Source organism: Burkholderia sp. Ac-20365 (genome assembly GCF_017104715.1).
Classification (GTDB): domain Bacteria; phylum Pseudomonadota; class Gammaproteobacteria; order Burkholderiales; family Burkholderiaceae; genus Paraburkholderia.
Window position 1 is genome coordinate 134,243 of record NZ_JAAGPI010000012.1, and the last position, 16,622, is coordinate 150,864.

Consider the following 16,622-nt stretch of genomic DNA (forward strand, 5'->3'; position numbering starts at 1 on the left):
CTCTCTGCAGGACCCTTTACGCAGCGATCATTCTGCTTGTCGCACCCGTCTGCCCGGAACGCTTGCGCAGCGGCCAGAAAGACGCGAGCTCGGCAGCAGCCTGCATGACCAGAGGCGCCATTTCATCGACGCGAGTCTCCGTCATGCGTGCGCTCGGTCCCGCCACGCTGACAACGCCAAGCGCCTCGCCGCCGCCCGCAGGACGAATCGCCGCAGCAATCGCACTGACGCCGGGTTCGCCTTCATTCACCGCCAGACCGTAGCCACGGCGCTTCGTCGCTTCCAGTTCCTGCAGCAACGCGTCCAGCGAACGGATAACGTTGGGACCATATTTATCGGCATCGCCGAAACCGACGCGGAGCACGTTTTCCGCCGCCTGCTCGGTCGCCAGGGTGGCGAGCCAGACTTTGCCCGTCGCTGTCGCGTGCAGCGGCACCGTGTTGCTGCTGAGCGTGGGCTGATAGAGCAGCCCGCTCGTTGCGCCCTGTGCATGCGCGACCCAGGTCAACGACGAGCCGTCGACAACCGCCAGCCGCACGAACTCGCGCGACTGGCGCGCAAGATTGTCCAATAGCGGCTGGCAAATATCGGGGATACCCGTCGCCACGAAGTACCGTTGACCTAGTATCGCCAGTCGCATCGTGAGCCGGTAGAAGCCGGTTTCAGCATCCTGTTCGGCCCAGCCGAGATCGACCAGCGTCGCGAGTAATCGATGTGCGCCACTCTTCGCCAGTTCCAGCCGCGTCGCGATTTCGCCCAACGGCATCGCAACAGCACCATCAGCCAGCAGTTCAATGATGTCGAGGCAGCGCTCTGCGGGTATGTGAGACATATCAGTTACCGAAAAAGAAAATGAACTGGACGCGTGGCACAAGGCACTTCATGATCGCGTCAATCTGCCCCGGACTGATGTTGATGAAGCCGCCCACGTCGACAATCTCGTCGCCGAAAGCGGCTGATATTAACATTGCCCCGCGCCGGATGACCGCATCACATTACTGTTCGCCCCAGCGCACAACACGTTGCTCCTGAACACCCAGGCCTTCCACGCCCAGACGCATGACATCGCCAGGCTTCAGATAGACCTCGGGCTTCATGCCCAAACCAACGCCAGGCGGCGTGCCCGTAGTAATAATGTCGCCCGGTTGCAGCAGCACATACTGACTCGTGTCAGCAATGATTCTGGCGATCGTGAAGATCATGTCGCTGGTCGACGAGTCCTGAATGCGCTTGCCGTTCAGTTCCAGCCAGAGTTGCAGATTCTGGACGTCCTGGATTTCGTCGGACGTCACAAGCCAGGGCCCGATCGGACCGAATGTCGGAAACATCTTTCCCTTGACCCACTGTCCGCTGCGCTCGAGTTGAAACTCACGCTCGGACACATCGTTGCAGATGAAATAGCCCGCCACGTAGTCGAGCGCTTCCGCTTCCTTGACGTAATGAGCCGGTTTGCCGATCACAAAAGCGAGTTCCACTTCCCAATCGGTCTTCCTGGAATTGATGGGAAGCAGCACGGGATCATTCGGACCCGATATGCAGGACGGCGCCTTGTTGAAGATGATCGGATCGGTAGGAATAGGCGCATTTGTTTCTATTGCATGCTGCACGTAGTTCAGGCCAATCGCGAGAAAGTTGCCCGGTTGCGCGACGCATGGGCCGAGGCGCGTGTCCGCCGCCACGACCGGAAGGCTTCTTACATCAATGGATTTCAGCGCTTCCAGTCCATTGCTCGCAAAGAAAGCGGGATCGAAATCCCTGCAATGGTCGCCCAGGTCGCGAATCTGCCCTTCCGTATCGATGAGTCCGGGGCGCTCCTGTCCAGGCCGGCCATGTCTGACGAGTTTCATTGTGAAGTCCTTTTGAGTAGTGTCGATGCGTCAGAGTTATGCCGCCGATGAAGCGAGTCGGCAGATCTCCATTGAATAGATTGCACAATCGGCGCGCACCGTCGCGCCGAGATCTTCGAGCCTGTTTTCGTCGACCAGTTTGCGGGCCTGTTCGGCTGCTTGCGGTGTGGTCGCCTCGACCAGCACGACCCATGCAGGTACATCGAATTCACGCGTATCGGATTCGGCGGTATTCAGGTGACTGCCGGGCTGGTCCGCCATATACAGGTGACAGGCAACCACGCCAGTGAGTGCAACCGCGCGCGGAAATACATCGGTACACAGGTACGCTTTCATCGCATTCGCTTGTGCTGCAGAGACATCCACGCGCATCGCGAGGATATGTCCGCCACTGCTCGATCCAACCGAATGCACGATCTGGCACACTGCTCGCGACGTATTGCGGAAATAGCGCAATGTATCGACGGTGGCTGGCGTCGGCGTATTAAGACGCTCCAGATAGGCCGGCGAGACCACGACATTGAGGTCCGCCGCCTCATACACGGTCAGCCACTCGGGCGAATGGCCGGGCCGCACATATCGCCGGCCACGACGGAAGCCGGGAATCGAGAGACGTTCGGGAATATGTTCCTTGTCGTGCCACTCATAGAACTGATTGCGTCCGGAGGCGTCAATATCGTTCCACACGATGACCGCACCATCACCGAGCAGTGCGCTGCTGGCCGCCTGTGCATCCCCGGCATTCAAAACTGCATGCTTGATCTCGCTCATGATTTCTACCGGGTTCAGTGTCCGTTAAAGGACGGTGAGCGTTTCGAGAAAAACGCTGCGACGCCCTCGTGCAAATCGTTGCTGTCGAATATCTTCTGCTGCGAAACCGTCGACATCGAAAGACCCGCATCGAGCGGCAGATCGTGCGCCGCATCGACCAGTTCTTTCGCGAGCCGATTGGAAACCGGCCCGCGAACGGCAATGGTTCGCGCCATCTCGTATGCGGCGTCCAATGCAGAACCTTCCCTGGCTACGCGATTGACGACGCCCCAGGCGAGCGCCTGATCGCAGTCGATGGTTTCGCCAGTGAACAACATCTCTTTTGCGCGTGCCGGTCCGATCAGTCGAGTCAGTCTCACCGACCCGCTACCGGCCAGTCCACCGAGGCGAGATTCCGTCAGACCCAATGCCACGCCATGCCGCGCGACGCGCAGATCACAAGCCAGCGCCAGTTCAAGTCCACCGCCAAGGGCTGGGCCATCGATCGCCGCAATAGTGGGCATAGGCATGCGCGCCAGGCGTCGCAGTACCATGTCCTCGAAAAGGATCTTGCCTTCACTGGCGTTCTCGCGAAGATGCGCAAACTCCTTTATGTCGCTGCCTGCGCAGAAGGCACGCGCTTCGCCGCCGTGCAAGATGAGGCAGCGAATGTCACGGTGAGCCAGAACCTGCGACAACGCCTCGTTCAACGCACGCAACAGCGCATTGGTCACCAGGTTGAGTGGCCCATGGTTCAGCCCGATGGCGGCGATCGCGCCGTCCACTTCGGTCGCAACCAATGGGCTCGTAATGTCCATTGCCGTATTCATGTGACATTGGTTCCGGCCGTGGGTACCTCGATACCGTGCAGCACCCCCATACGCTCGAAATGCCCGTAGATGCGCTCCACGTAGGCCGCGAATTCAGGCGCATCGCCAAGTACGATGGGTCGTGGACGCGGCAGGTCCACCACGATCTCATCTACGACTTCACCCGGACTGGGGCTCATCACGAAGATCCGATCCGACAATCCGACTGCCTCTTCCACGCTGTGCGTAATGAAGAGCACCGTGGGCCGGCGGCGCAGCCACAACGCCTCCAGATCCATCCGCACCTGAAGTCTCGTCAGTGCATCCAGCGCGCCGAACGGCTCATCCATGAAGATCACGGAAGGGTCGTGCACCAGCGTCCTGACCAGTGAGACGCGCTGACGCATCCCGCCCGACAACTGATGCGGGTACTTCTGCATCGCATGCGTCAGACGCAGTTGTTCGAAGAGTTCCTTTGCGCGGGCCTCGATCTTTTTCTTCGGCAGCCCGCGTATGTCGGCCTGCAGCATCACGTTCTCGAGAGCCGTCCGGAAATCGAGCAGCAGGTGATCCTGGAATGCGATGCCGACGTCGGTGATGGGTTTGGTCACCGCCTTTCCACCGACCAGAATCTCGCCCTGGCTGCGCTTGAGCAGCCCCGCAACCATCAGCATCAACGTACTCTTTCCACACCCTGAAGGCCCGACGATCGAAATGAACTCACCCGCGTTTACCTCGATGTCGACTTCCTTTAGCGCGTGAAATGGCTTGTCGCCGTCTTCACCAAAGATCTTGGCAACATGCCGGATGCTGATAGGCACGCCAGACCGGGAATTAGCTGTCTGCGCTTCTGCACCTTGACTGCTCATCGCTCATGCTCCTGATTGGCCGTCGCGGATTACGCGCTCGCGGCAACGGCAGTGAGGGGAACCTTGGACACCAGCAGTGCTTTTTTCCCCTGTTGCACGACGCGGCCGTCCTGATCGACGACCGAGACATCGAAAGTCGCAATCGCCTGCGTCGGCCGCGATTTGCTCTCGCGGAGTTCACAGATTTCGTAATTCACGAAAATGGTGTCGCCCACGAAAATCGGATTGAGGAACTTCCAGTCGCCGATTCCCAGAAATGCAATTGCCGTTTCGCGCAACTCGCCGGTACGCGCCCACATCAGACCGTGTGCATACGCGAGTCCCAGCATGCCGTGCGCAACGCGACGGCCGAACTGGCTGTTCTTTGCGTACACGTCGCTGGTGTGAAGCTCGGAGAAGTCCCCCGTGAGGCCAGCGAATCCGACCAGGTCCGCGTCCGTGATCGTTCGCCCAGGGCTGCGGAATTTCATCCCGACATAGAGATCGGTGTAGCGCAGCCCAGTGTTTCGTTGTTCAGTCATGATGTTCCTTGGTTTATTTGCACGGACGCAGAGCGGAATCCGGCGGCAGGTAATCGTTCGTGTAATACGACTTCGGATCGCGACCCGCCGGCAACAGACCCACTTGCGACAACAGATCCTGCGACTTTGTCCACAGCGCGTCTTCCGCCTTGCCTACGTATTTCGCACCCCCACTGCAGAAAAGCGGCGTAATTGCAGCCACTTCAGCCGCAGCCGTTTTCTCGCTCACATTGGGAAATACCTTTTTCAGCGACTGGACCGCCTTCGCCGGGTTATCGAGCGCGGTACTCCAGCCCTTCAGACTCGCCGCGATGAACTTCTTGACGACGTCCGGGTTGTCTTTCAGATACGTGTTATTGACGAATATCGACGTGCTGACCGTCGGCACACCGTAATCGGCGAACCGGAAGTTATTCAGTTGCGCGCCCTGTGCTTCGAGTTGAATCTGATAAGAATCGATCGATCCAAGAATGGCGTCGACCTGTCCTTGCAGCAGCGTCGGCACCATCGATGTCATCGGCATGTTGATCAGATTGACATCGGATTCACTGAGTCCGTTGGCTTTCAGGAAAAGCGGAAGCATCGTCGTTTGCGAAGAGCCTGACGGCACACCGACCTTTTTGCCGACCAGTTCCTTGACGGACTTGATGCCCGACTTCTTCAGTGCCGAAACTTCATTCGGATTGGACTGATAGATCGTGGAGACCACCTTCATCGGCGCCCCTTTTGCGATGAGCTGGCTCACCGCGACGGCATCGGCATAGGCAATCTGAGCGCGATTGGTGGCGACAAGCTGGGCCGTCGTCGCCGATCCATTTCCCTCTACCAGCGTGACATCCAGGCCGGCGTCCTTGTAATACCCTTCCGTCTGCGCGACCGCGAATCCCGCGTTCGATCCACCCGCCACCCAGTTCAGTTGAAACGTGACAGGCGTGGCCGCGGCGGCATTGCCACTCATGCCAAGGGCAAGCGTCGACGTCATGACACCTGTCGCCAGAAGAATACGGAAAAGTCGGTTCATCTTTTAGTCTCCTGCGTTTTTGATTGAGCTCGGACCGCGTCCGATTATTGGTAGTCGTGCTTTTCCTTGCGTTATTGCTTGCTGCGCTGCCACGGTGTCATGACCCACTCCGCAAATTCGACGAGGTAATTGATCGCAATGCCAATCACCGTCAGCACCGCAATGACCGCAAACGTCAGGCCGATATCCAGCGTGCTGGTACCACGCAGCAACACGTAACCAAGCCCCTTGTTGGCGCCAACGAACTCCGCAACGATGGCAGCCGTGGCCGCGATGGTTGCCGATGTCTTGATGCCCGAGAAGATCACAGGCAATGCGGCAGGCAGGCGCAGATAACGGAAGGTTTGCCAGGAACTGGCACCCATCGATTTAGTGAGGTACAGAAGGCGGTTATCGAGAATCTGAAACCCGCTGATGCTCGCAAGGAGCAACGGGAAGAACGTCATCAATACCGTCAGCAGAATCTTCGATTCGATGCCGAAGCCGAGCCACACGAGGAACAACGGTGCAACGGCGATCTTCGGGACGAGTTGCAGGAACATCAGCGGCGGATACACCACCTGCTTCGCGATTGGAGACAGCGCGATGACCAGTCCAAGGGGAATGGCAGTCAGGATCGTGAGGCCAAAGCCCCACAAGATCTCAGTGATGGTGACCAGCGAGTTGTGCCAAAGCTGCGGCGCCTCCTCGATCAGACGGGAGAACACGAGGCCTGGTCCGGGCAGGATATAGGCGGGAATCTCGAGAAACCGCACCACCGCCGCCCAGATGGCGATGATGGCGACAAAGGTTAGCGGCGGCAGCAGATTCCACCCAACGCGCTTCAGCTTGCGCATGCCCGGAGACGACTTCGTTCTGGGCTTCCCGGCCAAAGCGGGCTGTCCGGGGTCGGGGCCGCGCAGCTCATCCACCTGCCGCGATGATAGCTTCAGTGACATCTCGTCTCCTCTTATATGGGTAGTGCGATGCAGGCCTGCCGACACCCTGACGGGAGCAGCGAGACGCCCGAAATGGCGTCTCCATTCCCTATCATCACACCAAGATGCTACGTCATTCTTAGATTGAACTTTATTCCATCTTGAACGGAAAGCATCCAGGGGATTGCCCTTACAAGATGCATTCGGTTGTGTTTGGCTGAATGAAATCGCTATCTTTTACAAACTGCAAGCAAGTCGACGAAAGAAGGAAAATACGTCGTCAATCGTGGATTAAATCACCTTCTGACGTCCGTTATTGAATCATGATAGCGCTTTCATGTATTGTTTCGCCAGCGAAGCCGAATCGCGGGCGTGGGCGGACATGCAAACTGAAAGTCGCGCGCGTCACCACGTAGAAAGAGCGCCACCTGAGTCAGGCGAAGACTTCGCAGGTCATCACAAGCCATGGACTTCAAGTCCTGCGTGCCAATCAAGGAGACACAGCCGCAATGAAGATCAAACCAGTCGTCAGGCAGCTTCTCGTTTCAGGCGCCGGCCTCATCACGATTCCCGCGTTCGCGCAAAGCAGCGTGACGCTCTACGGGATCGTCGATACGGGGATCGGGTATCAGTCGAGTTCGACCACGCTCGGCTCAACCACGGGTGGCCACTCGGCCTTCAAGATGATCACGGGCGTGTGGGCGGGCAGCCGCTTCGGCCTGAGGGGTTCCGAAGACCTGGGCGGCGGCACCAAAGCGATCTTCACGCTCGAAGAGGGATACAACGCCAACAACGGCACGATGTCGACGAGCAACGTGATGTTCAGCCGCCAGGCATTCGTCGGCATCGCGAACACCACATACGGCTCTCTCACAGCGGGCCGGCAGTACGCGTCGTATTACCAGTTACTCTCGGCGTACAGCCCGACGACATGGCTCACCGGTTTCTTTGGCGCGCATCCGGGCGACCTGGATGGCATGGACACCATCTATCGCGCGAACAACACCCTGCTGTACACATCGCCTACGCTGTACGGCTTCAAGTTCAGCGGCTCGTATTCGTTTGCAGGCGTGCCCGGCAGCGTGTATCAGGGCTCGACGTGGAGCGCGGGGGTTCAGTACGCGCAAGGCCCCGTCGGCGTCGCCGTGGTCTTCTCGAAGATCAACAACTCGACGGCCAACGGCGGCGCATTCGGCACCGATTCGACGACATCGAACGCAGGGGCACAGGCGGGCATCTCGGCGGTAACGAATGGCTACCAGACGGCGCAATCGCAGCAGCGTTTCGCAGTCGGCGCGGGTTACACGTTCAACAGCCAGTTCGATATCACCGCGACGTACTCGAACGTGCAGTACACGCCGGGTATCGGCTCCGCCTTCCATGACGAAGCGGTCTGGAATACGGGCGGCATCGTGTTGCACTGGAAGCCGCTTCCGGCATGGGACTTCGCGACAGGCTATAGCTATACGCGTGCGTCCAAAGCCAATGGCATCGCGAGTTCGGCACAGTATCAGCAGGCCGTTCTGTCCGAATACTACACGCTGTCCAAGCGCACGGGCATCTATGCACTGGAGGCGTATCAGCGCGCCAATGGGCAGACGCTGGCGCCGAACGCGACGGGTGGCGGCACGCACATCATCAATGCGACGGCAACGATCGGCGACGGATTCAATTCGTCGCCTTCTTCATCGCGCAGTATGGTGGGCGTGGGTGTTGGGATCGTGCATCGTTTCTAAAGCAGAATGCGCCGGGCGATCAGGCGGCTGCACGCCGCCGCGTTTTGTCCGGCGCACTCTTTCATTACTGATTGCGCTGGAATGACGGCGGCACGTTGACTTCGAGTGGATCGCGTTCCTGCTCTTGCGCGAGGATTGCCCGCGCGCCCTGCAACGCTTTTTCATAGCGCGCTTTCTCGGCTTGCACGCGTTCGGGCGTCCATTGATAGAAGCCGTCTTTCGCTTTCATGCCGACGCTTCCATTTTCGACGAGTTCGCTCATGTATCGGCTCGGCACATCGTCGTTGCAAAGGTCCGGATAGATCGTCGCGCCCGCGGCGCAATGGATATCAAGTCCCGCATGATCGCGCTGAAGCAGCGGTCCCGCTGCGATATAGCGAAAGCCGAAGCCATACCGGACGGCATTGTCGACATCTTCCGGCGTGGCGATGCCGCGTTCGACGAGCTTGATCGCTTCTCTGGAAAGCGCATGCTGAATCCGGTTCGCAAGAAAACCGGGGATATCGAGTTTCACGCGAACCGGCACCTTGTCGACGCTCTTGAGAAAGTCAGCCACGCGATCCGCCACGCTGATATCCGTGTGAGTCGAACAGACTACCTCCACGGCGGGAACCAGGTGTGCAGGCATGAAGTAATGTGTCCCCAGCATGCGTGCTCGCGTGCTCAACCCTTCGCCAATCTTGCTGATCGGTATCGCCGATGAATTGCTGCACAGCGGTGTATCGGGCCTGGCCAGCCGTTCGAGTTCCGCGAAGATCTCCTGCTTGATGCCGAGTTGTTCGGGCGCCGCCTCGATCACCAGATCGATTTCTTGCCACGGAACCGTTTGCAACACTTCATGATGAATAAAGCGTTCAGGTTCGAAAGGCCTGTCCAGTTTTTCCAACGCCGATTGCAGACGCTGCGGCATCGATTCGAGCATGCCGTCGCGCGGATTCACGATATGAGCATGCCAGCCGCAAGCCACGAAACTCGCGGCGATATCGGCACCCATCGTGCCGCCGCCAACAACGGCGATCGACTTTCCAACCGGGTTCACCGGACTCGTTTGGGTACTGTGCATGCAATGCTCCGTGGTTGAATGACAGGCAGACACGCCTTCCCACTGCCGGACTCAGGATGACTTGATGAACTGGTTCGTATAGAACGCGGTTGCCGGCAAATCCGTCTTCACGCCGGCATAGGTCTTCATGATATCGAGTGTCTTCTCCATATCGGCTGGATTCATATATCCCGTCGGCGTCGTATTCGTCGCCAAACCCTGAAAGACGTGAAGACCATCGCGAATCACCTTCACGTTCAACGGCGTTTCGCTGACTTTCATGAGTGCGTCCACCGCTGCGTCCGGTTCCTTGAGCGCGGCAGCCCATGAACGCTGCACACCCTTGACGACCTTCTGTACCAGTTCGGGCCGCTCTTTCAGCGTATCGATGTGCGTAATGACGCCCGAGCCAAGCGTGGGCGCGCCGAGTTCCGCATAGGTCAAAGACTTTGCATTAAAGCCGTTGGCGCGCAGCGTGACGGGTTGATCCGACACACCGCCGAAGGAAGCGTCGACACGTCCTTCTCGCAATGCTGCGAGACTCGCCGTGCCGTCGAGGTACACCATCTCGACATCGCTCGCTTTCATCCTGTTTGCTGCCAGTACGGCCGGCCAGATCTGGCTATTGCCGTCACCCGGTGTCGCCGATACTTTCTTGCCGATCAGATCGCGCGCATTTTTAACTTCGAGCCCGCGACCCGAGATCCAGAGCACACCGAGATTGCTCCTTGCCACCGTCATGACTTCGATGATGGGAATGCCTTGCGCGCGAGCGGCCATGACTGCACCCGTATCGACCCACGCGAACATATCGTTTTTCGAACCCACTTGCCGCGCAGTGGCACCGGAACCCTTGCCTTGCGCCACCTCGAGATCGATACCGAGTTCCTTGAAGTAACCGCGTTCGCGGCCAAGAACGACAGGTGCGTAATTTCCGACCCAGGACCAGTTGAAACGGAACGTCACCTTTTCAAGCTGCTGGGCGCTCGCGCTCCGTCCTCCAATGAGCAACCCGGCCGCCGATAGCGCCCAACCCGCAATAAAATCTCTCCGTGAAATCATGATCGTCTCCTCGGCCTCATTGTGTGGGCGCTTTGGTGGTACCGCGCTTCAGTATTTGATGATTCCGCGGCGCATGAAGCTCTCGGTTATCCGGTCGCAGTAGTCGGAGAACCGCTGACTCTTGAGTACTTCCTTGTTGCGAGGCCGTGGAAGATCAATGGCGAGAACTTCATCGACCTGACCCGGCCGCGGCGTCATGACGATGATGCGATCCGAAAGCGCGACCGCTTCGGCAATGCCGTGAGTAATGAAAAGCACCGTCGGACGTCGTTCGAGCCACATCTTCTCCAGATCGATCCGCATTTGCTCGCGCGTCAATGCATCGAGCGCACCGAAGGGCTCGTCGAAAAACAGAACGGAAGGATCGTGGACGAGCGCCCGGCAAATCGCGGCACGCTGGCGCATCCCGCCAGACAGTTCCGCTGGATATTTGTGCGCGAATTCCTTTAGCCCGGTTTGCTCGAGAAGCTCATAGGCGCGTTGTTCGAGTTTGTCTTTCGGCAACCGGCGGATTTCCGCCTGCAACATCACGTTATCGAGTATCGTGCGCCATTCGTACAACGCGTGTTCCTGAAACACGATGCCGATATCCGTATAAGGCTTCTCAACCACTTTCCCACCGATCGTGACCGTTCCCGACGACGCACGCTCGAGCCCCGCCGCCATCAGCAGCAACGTGCTTTTTCCGCATCCGCTCGGACCGAGCACGGAGACAAACTCGCCTTTGGCGATCGAAAACGATGTCTCGTTCAGCGCCAGAAGATCGTCATCGTGAGTCGGGTAGATTTTCTTCAGCCGGTCGATCGATACCTGAGTTCCGGATTTCCTCGATGCCTCGAACACCTGTTGCATGTCATGTCTCCGTCTGGGTTCCAGTCCTTCGTGTTCGCGGGATCAGTTGCGCTGCACGCTGCGCCAGCCTGTCGCGAGACGTTCGACCACTTCGACAAGAAAGTAGAGAACGATGCCCATCACACTGAGAATCAGCATGCCGGCGAAAGCCAGTTTCGTGTTCATCTGGCCATTGGCCACGAGAACGAGATAGCCCAGGCCCTGCTGCGACGCGATGAACTCGCCAACAATGGCGCCAATCGCCGACGACGCCATCGCCATTTTCAGACCGGCAAATATATTGGGCAGCGCATGCGGAAGCCGAACCTTGAAGAAAAGATCGAGCGGCGTGGCACCCATCGACCGGGCGACGCGAACGGGCTGCGGACTCAACGAGGTGAACCCGACAATCGACTGTATGACCACGGCAAAGAACGAAATCAGTACCGCGATCAACAACTTTGGCGTAAAGCCAAATCCAAACCAGATAACGAATAGCGGCGCAATGGCGATCTTTGGGATCATCTGCGAAAAGACGATTAGCGGATAAATTGCGCGCCTTGCAAACGACGAGAACGAAATGAGTAGCGCAAGTGGCACACCCACCAGCACCGACGCGACGAACGATGTGACAATGACGACGAGCGTCGCCTGTCCATTGCGCGCCAGCACGCCGGCGTTGTCGTAGATCTCCGTGAAGATTTCCGATGGCATCGGCAGAAGATACGAGGGAATATGCAGCAATCGAACCGCGCCCTCCCAGAACACAAAGAAGCAGGCTATTGCAACGATCGGATAAAGACTCGCGGAAATCGTCGCTCTGGACTTCTTCCTTGCAGCGGCTCCGCCTGTCGCCCATGACGACGGCTTCAAAAGCTTTCTGTGTGAATGCACGATGCTGTCTCCGCAATAAGAGATCGACTATTCGCCGATAGTCGTTTTATACGACCCACTCATGCTGCTGGGGCACGTTGCCTCTCGAACCATCCGTTATATTTTGGGTGTGTCGCGTCGATTGGAAATTCGACGACGCTGCGCGACTCGGCCGATTCGAAGAATGCCGTCACAAGCTCAATGGATGCGCGTGCGTCGGACAGCGTGACCGGGAATGGCGTTCCTGTCGCAAGCGCCTCATAAAAGAGCTCGTATTGCCGAATAAACCAGCTGGATGCTGGCGCCAGTTCTGCCATCTTCTCTTCGATTGCCAGCTGCATCTCCGGCGTGCGCGGAATCACTGTCCACGGTTCCTCGGCGGGACGCGACGAATCGTCGTCATAGCCAACCCGCTCGAAAGTCACGTTCTCGAAACACAATCGAAGTCTCGTCACCTGCCGGGCCGACCCGAGCGTCGCGCAAAGCGAAGCAAGCGATCCGTCCTGCATCTGAAGGCTGGCGACTGCACAGTCTTCGACTTCGATCGGGTTTACACGCGTCGTCTTGAAACACGTGGCTGCCTTTACCGGACCGAGAAGCCATAAAAGAACATCGTGAATGTGAATGGCTTGCGTGAGCAGCACGCCGCCAAGCTCCGTCGCGAACTTCCCTCGCCACGCGACCTGATAATAGTCGGCGTCGCGACGCTTTGCCGTATCCACGCTCGATACAAAATGCCTGCCTGCAAGCCCTGAACGAATCACATGCCTCACCCTGGCCAGACCGTTTCCGAACCGGTACTGGAAAACCGGCATCACGCGCGCAGTGGATCGCGCCTCTTCGGCGATCACTGCATCGACCTCGGCGAGCGACGCGACAAAGGGCTTTTCGCACACCACGTGCTTTCCGCTTCTCAAACAACTGATGATCATCCGGTAATGCAGCGACGGCGGCGTGCAGATCACCACGACATCGACATCAGGCATCGAGAGGATGTCGTCGAAATTGCCCGACACTTTTGGAATCTCGTACCGGGCGGCGAAGCTTGCCGCCTTTTCCATATCGCTATCGCAGCACGCGATCACGCGAAAGCGGTCCGGCAAATGCGCGAAGCCGTCCCGGACATGCCAGTCGGCCACCCATCCGCAACCGACAATGGCAACGTTGAGCATGGCGGTGGTCATCGGCTCGTCCTCAAGAAGGCGATCATCAAAGGCCCGTGAATTTCGGCGCGCGTTTCTCGGAGAACGCTGCCAGACCTTCCGCACGATCCGACGTGGACTGGTTTCGCACCACCATCATCCGTTCGAAGGCAATGCCGTTCTCATGCGTTGCGCCCGTCGCGACGCGCAAACACGCCTTCATGGCCTGCACCGCCAATGGTCCGCGCATCGCAACGATTTCGGCGATTGCCAGCGCCCGGTTTACCGTCTGCGACGGCTCGCAAACTTCGACCACATAGCCGAGTTCTTTCGCGGTTTGCGCGGAAATCGGCTCGCCCGTCATCAGCATGTAGGCGGCCATGGCGGGTCCGACCTTGCGCGGCAGACGCTGCGTGCCGCCGTCGCCCGCCATGCCCGCTGTCTTCGCTTCGGGTTGCCCGAACAGCGCGTTGCTGCCTGCAACGACGAAATCGCAGCACATCGCAAGTTCGTTGCCGGCGCCATAGGTGTAGCCGTTGGCGGCCGCAATGAGTGGCTTAGGAAACCGCTCGATCTCCTCCCACGCGGCAGCACGGCGCGGATCGTTCACGACGGCCGCCGAGCCGAACTTGTGCATGTTCTTCAAGTCCGCCCCTGCGGAAAAAGCCGTCTCGTCACCCGTAATCACGACACATCGAACGTCGAGATCATCCTTGAACTGACGCAGCAGCCGTCCAATTTCGATCACCATCCCATTGGTCATCGCGTTGCGCTTTTCGGGCCGCGCAATCCTGACGAGCCGCACATGCTTCGACGCTTCCGCCGACTGGATGAATTGGCTGTCTCCCTCTGCAAGGCTGCCCAGGCTCATCGTTTGTCTCCTGATCGAAACTGCTTTACCCGAGTATGAAACCGCTTTCTTTTACGTGTCAACTCAGGACCATCCCGACAACGCGCGTCAGTATCAATCGACTGTTTCCCACACGCCGTACTTGCGCACCTGCTTCTCGTCGAAACCGAAGCCGAGCCCGGCTTCCTGATGCAGCAACGCCTGCCCGTCGCTGAATTCCAGCTGACGATCCAGCAGGCGCCGGAAATTCAGCACCTGGTCGTCCGGGAAGAGCTCCACGTAGCGCGCATTGGGCGTCGCCGCGACCAGCGGCGCGTGCAGATCGTGAAACCAGTGGGGACACACCACGACGCCGTAACTCGACGCCGTGGCCGCAATCCGCTTCCATTCGGTAATGCCGCCGCACACGGCTGCGTCCGTCTGCAGAATGGACGCGCCGCCGCTATCCAGCAGCGCCTTGTGATACCAGCGGCCGTAGGCGATCTCGGCGGTGGCGATGGGAACCTGCGTGCGCTGCGCGAGCCGCGCGTGGTTTTCGATGTCGTCGGGAGAAAACGGCTCTTCGATGAAGTACGGCTCGAACTCTTCGAAGCGACGCACATACTGCAGTGCCTGCGTCAGATCCAGCCATGCGTTATTGCAGTCCAGCATCAGTTCGACATCCGGCCCGATCGCCTCGCGCGCGGCACGCACGCGCGCCGCCTCTTCCTTCGGCGAAAAGCGCCCCGTCTTCATCTTGACCGCGCGGAAGCCGAGCTCGACGTAGCGCGCCATTTCGTCCGCGAGCAGCCCGTCGGTCTTGCCATCGAGGTAATAGCCACCACTCGCGTAAGCGAGCACGGAGTTCGATGCCGCAGCCCCCAGATAGCGATGCAGCGGCAGGCCACTCGTTCTGGCGTTCATATCCCAGATCGCGATGTCGATGGCGCTGATGGCCCGCATGACGACGCCCGCGCGCCCTTGCAACAGGGACTCCTGGTACATCGACGACCAGATGCTCTCGACCTCGTTCGACTCGCGGCCCAGCACGACCGGCGCGAGGATCGCGGCGACGATCTCGTTGAAGATGCGCCCCGCAGAACTGCCGATATAGCAGAAGCCGATACCTTCCGCGCCGTTGTCCGCACGGAGTTTGATCAATCCATAGTGGCGCGTTGTGACGCTCCGGTTGGAAAACGACGTGGCGCGATCCAGTGGCACGCAGGCGGTACAGACTTCGATGGCTGAGATTTTGGGCATCTGGGCTTCCTCTGACGTTCATCCGGCGATGATGAGAGCGATGTGTGCAGACGAATTGTGGTCGTCACCCCTACCCCGAACAACCGCGTCGACCCGCCTTCAGAACTCACAAATTCCGTGTTTTCGCGGCATCGAAAATGTCATAGAAAGCGCTTTCTCAACTACAATGGATCCAGCGATATCTCACTTTCGGTGAGCTGAATGGATTCCCGATTTCTTCAGAGCTTCCTCTGTGTGGTGGAACTGGGCTCGATTGCCGAAGCCGCGCGCCATCTCGATCTGGCGCCCGCTTCGATCGCCCAGCGGCTCAAGGCGCTCGAAGACATTCTGGGAACGCCGCTCACCGTGCGAGCAGGCAGAACCGTCAAACCGACGATAGCGGGCCAGAGAATCATCGACCACGCCCGCACGGTACTGCGGGACGTGCGCGCACTCAGATCGGCCGCGACTGAAACGGATCTTCCCGCCGGGCCCTTGCGTCTCGGTGCGACACCGTCCGCGTTACTGGAAATGGTCCCGCTGATCCTGAAGTCGTGGATCGAGCGCCATCCGCATATCGAGGTGTTTATCGAGCCGGCGCCGTCAACGGCACTCTATTCGCGGCTGATAAACGGCGATGTCGATGCAGCGCTGATGGTGCGCCCGCTATTCGAGCTTCCGAAAACCCTGGAGTGGCATACCCTCAGAACGGAGCCGCTTATCCTGCTGACCTCGGCGAGCATGCCCGTATCCGATCCGGTCAAGGTGCTCCGGGAGCGCCCTTATATCCGCTACGACCGCAACGTCGTGGGCGGCAAGCTTGCGGAAGATTATTTGCGTCGTATCGACGTGCGGCCACGGGTGCGTTTCGAACTTGATGGCATCGAGCCGATTGCGCGGCTCGTCGCGGAAGGTCTGGGTGTCTCGGTGCTGCCCGACTGGACGTTCGCCCGCTCGCTGGACACCAGGCTCGCCCGCCACAGCCTGCCCGAGCCGTGTCCGTCGCGTACCGTAGGGATCATGTGGCAGCGCTCGTCGCTTCAATCGCCGCTTGCCGACGCGTTCCTTGCGGCGGCGATGCCGCTGTTCAGAACCGGGGCGAGAGAGCACGCAACCGCGTGAAGCGGGTCGACC

At 59.0% G+C, this 16,622-nt stretch carries 17 protein-coding genes; 2 read left to right on the forward strand and 15 right to left on the reverse strand.

The window, feature by feature from the left end:
- Nucleotides 1-16 precede the first annotated feature (16 nt).
- The 8 genes from G3O01_RS21980 to G3O01_RS22015 form a co-directional block, all read right to left on the reverse strand.
- Nucleotides 17-832 (reverse strand): IclR family transcriptional regulator, encoded by an 816-nt coding sequence (locus G3O01_RS21980; protein WP_205807327.1) that lies wholly within the window; start codon nt 830-832, stop codon nt 17-19.
- Nucleotides 833-995: 163 nt separating this feature from the next.
- Entirely contained in the window at nt 996-1,847 is an 852-nt protein-coding gene (locus G3O01_RS21985; RefSeq protein WP_205807329.1) for a fumarylacetoacetate hydrolase family protein, read from the reverse strand.
- Nucleotides 1,848-1,883: 36 nt separating this feature from the next.
- Nucleotides 1,884-2,618 carry a hypothetical protein gene (locus tag G3O01_RS21990; protein WP_205807331.1) on the reverse strand — a complete coding sequence of 245 codons (735 nt, stop codon included), beginning with the start codon at nt 2,616-2,618 and terminating at the stop codon, nt 1,884-1,886.
- A gap of 14 nt (nt 2,619-2,632) precedes the next feature.
- Nucleotides 2,633-3,427 (reverse strand): enoyl-CoA hydratase-related protein, encoded by a 795-nt coding sequence (locus G3O01_RS21995; RefSeq protein WP_205807333.1) that lies wholly within the window; start codon nt 3,425-3,427, stop codon nt 2,633-2,635.
- A complete protein-coding gene (locus G3O01_RS22000) occupies nt 3,424-4,275 on the reverse strand; it encodes an ABC transporter ATP-binding protein (protein WP_241024148.1) in 852 nt (283 codons plus the stop codon). Before G3O01_RS22000 ends, G3O01_RS21995 begins: the two co-directional genes overlap by 4 nt.
- A 29-nt stretch (nt 4,276-4,304) precedes the next feature.
- On the reverse strand, nt 4,305-4,796 hold the full coding sequence (locus tag G3O01_RS22005; RefSeq protein WP_241024149.1) for a MaoC/PaaZ C-terminal domain-containing protein: 492 nt from the start codon (nt 4,794-4,796) through the stop codon (nt 4,305-4,307).
- A 13-nt stretch (nt 4,797-4,809) separates the two neighbouring features.
- Nucleotides 4,810-5,817: an ABC transporter substrate-binding protein gene (locus G3O01_RS22010; protein WP_205807335.1), complete on the reverse strand. Its 1,008-nt coding sequence runs from the start codon at nt 5,815-5,817 to the stop codon at nt 4,810-4,812.
- A gap of 71 nt (nt 5,818-5,888) precedes the next feature.
- Complete coding sequence (locus G3O01_RS22015) at nt 5,889-6,755, reverse strand: ABC transporter permease (RefSeq protein WP_205807338.1); 867 nt, start codon at nt 6,753-6,755, stop codon at nt 5,889-5,891.
- Between the two features lie 488 nt (nt 6,756-7,243).
- Here G3O01_RS22015 and G3O01_RS22020 point away from each other — a divergent pair, with 488 nt between their 5' ends.
- Entirely contained in the window at nt 7,244-8,470 is a 1,227-nt protein-coding gene (locus G3O01_RS22020) for a porin (RefSeq protein WP_205807340.1), read from the forward strand.
- A gap of 64 nt (nt 8,471-8,534) precedes the next feature.
- On the opposite strand, the gene G3O01_RS22025 is transcribed toward G3O01_RS22020, so the two are convergent.
- The 7 genes from G3O01_RS22025 to G3O01_RS22055 all read right to left on the reverse strand — a co-directional run bounded on the left by G3O01_RS22025 (nt 8,535) and on the right by G3O01_RS22055 (nt 15,509).
- Complete coding sequence (locus G3O01_RS22025; protein ID WP_205807347.1) at nt 8,535-9,533, reverse strand: 3-hydroxyacyl-CoA dehydrogenase NAD-binding domain-containing protein; 999 nt, start codon at nt 9,531-9,533, stop codon at nt 8,535-8,537.
- 51 nt (nt 9,534-9,584) lie between these two features.
- The gene (locus tag G3O01_RS22030; RefSeq protein ID WP_205807358.1) at nt 9,585-10,574 is read right to left on the reverse strand and encodes an ABC transporter substrate-binding protein; all 990 of its coding nucleotides are present in this window, start codon (nt 10,572-10,574) and stop codon (nt 9,585-9,587) included.
- Nucleotides 10,575-10,622: 48 nt separating this feature from the next.
- The gene (locus G3O01_RS22035) at nt 10,623-11,426 is read right to left on the reverse strand and encodes an ABC transporter ATP-binding protein (RefSeq protein WP_205807360.1); all 804 of its coding nucleotides are present in this window, start codon (nt 11,424-11,426) and stop codon (nt 10,623-10,625) included.
- Between the two features lie 42 nt (nt 11,427-11,468).
- A complete protein-coding gene (locus G3O01_RS22040) occupies nt 11,469-12,299 on the reverse strand; it encodes an ABC transporter permease (protein ID WP_205807362.1) in 831 nt (276 codons plus the stop codon).
- Between the two features lie 59 nt (nt 12,300-12,358).
- Nucleotides 12,359-13,546 (reverse strand): Gfo/Idh/MocA family oxidoreductase, encoded by a 1,188-nt coding sequence (locus tag G3O01_RS22045; RefSeq protein ID WP_205807364.1) that lies wholly within the window; start codon nt 13,544-13,546, stop codon nt 12,359-12,361.
- Nucleotides 13,488-14,291, reverse strand: a complete 804-nt coding sequence (locus G3O01_RS22050; protein ID WP_205807366.1) for an enoyl-CoA hydratase-related protein — start codon at nt 14,289-14,291, stop codon at nt 13,488-13,490. Before G3O01_RS22050 ends, G3O01_RS22045 begins: the two co-directional genes overlap by 59 nt.
- Nucleotides 14,292-14,384: 93 nt before the next feature.
- Nucleotides 14,385-15,509 (reverse strand): mandelate racemase/muconate lactonizing enzyme family protein, encoded by a 1,125-nt coding sequence (locus G3O01_RS22055; RefSeq protein WP_205807368.1) that lies wholly within the window; start codon nt 15,507-15,509, stop codon nt 14,385-14,387.
- 201 nt (nt 15,510-15,710) lie between these two features.
- Between G3O01_RS22055 and G3O01_RS22060 the strand changes: the two genes are divergently transcribed.
- Nucleotides 15,711-16,610 (forward strand): LysR substrate-binding domain-containing protein, encoded by a 900-nt coding sequence (locus G3O01_RS22060; RefSeq protein ID WP_205807370.1) that lies wholly within the window; start codon nt 15,711-15,713, stop codon nt 16,608-16,610.
- Nucleotides 16,611-16,622: the final 12 nt, after the last annotated feature.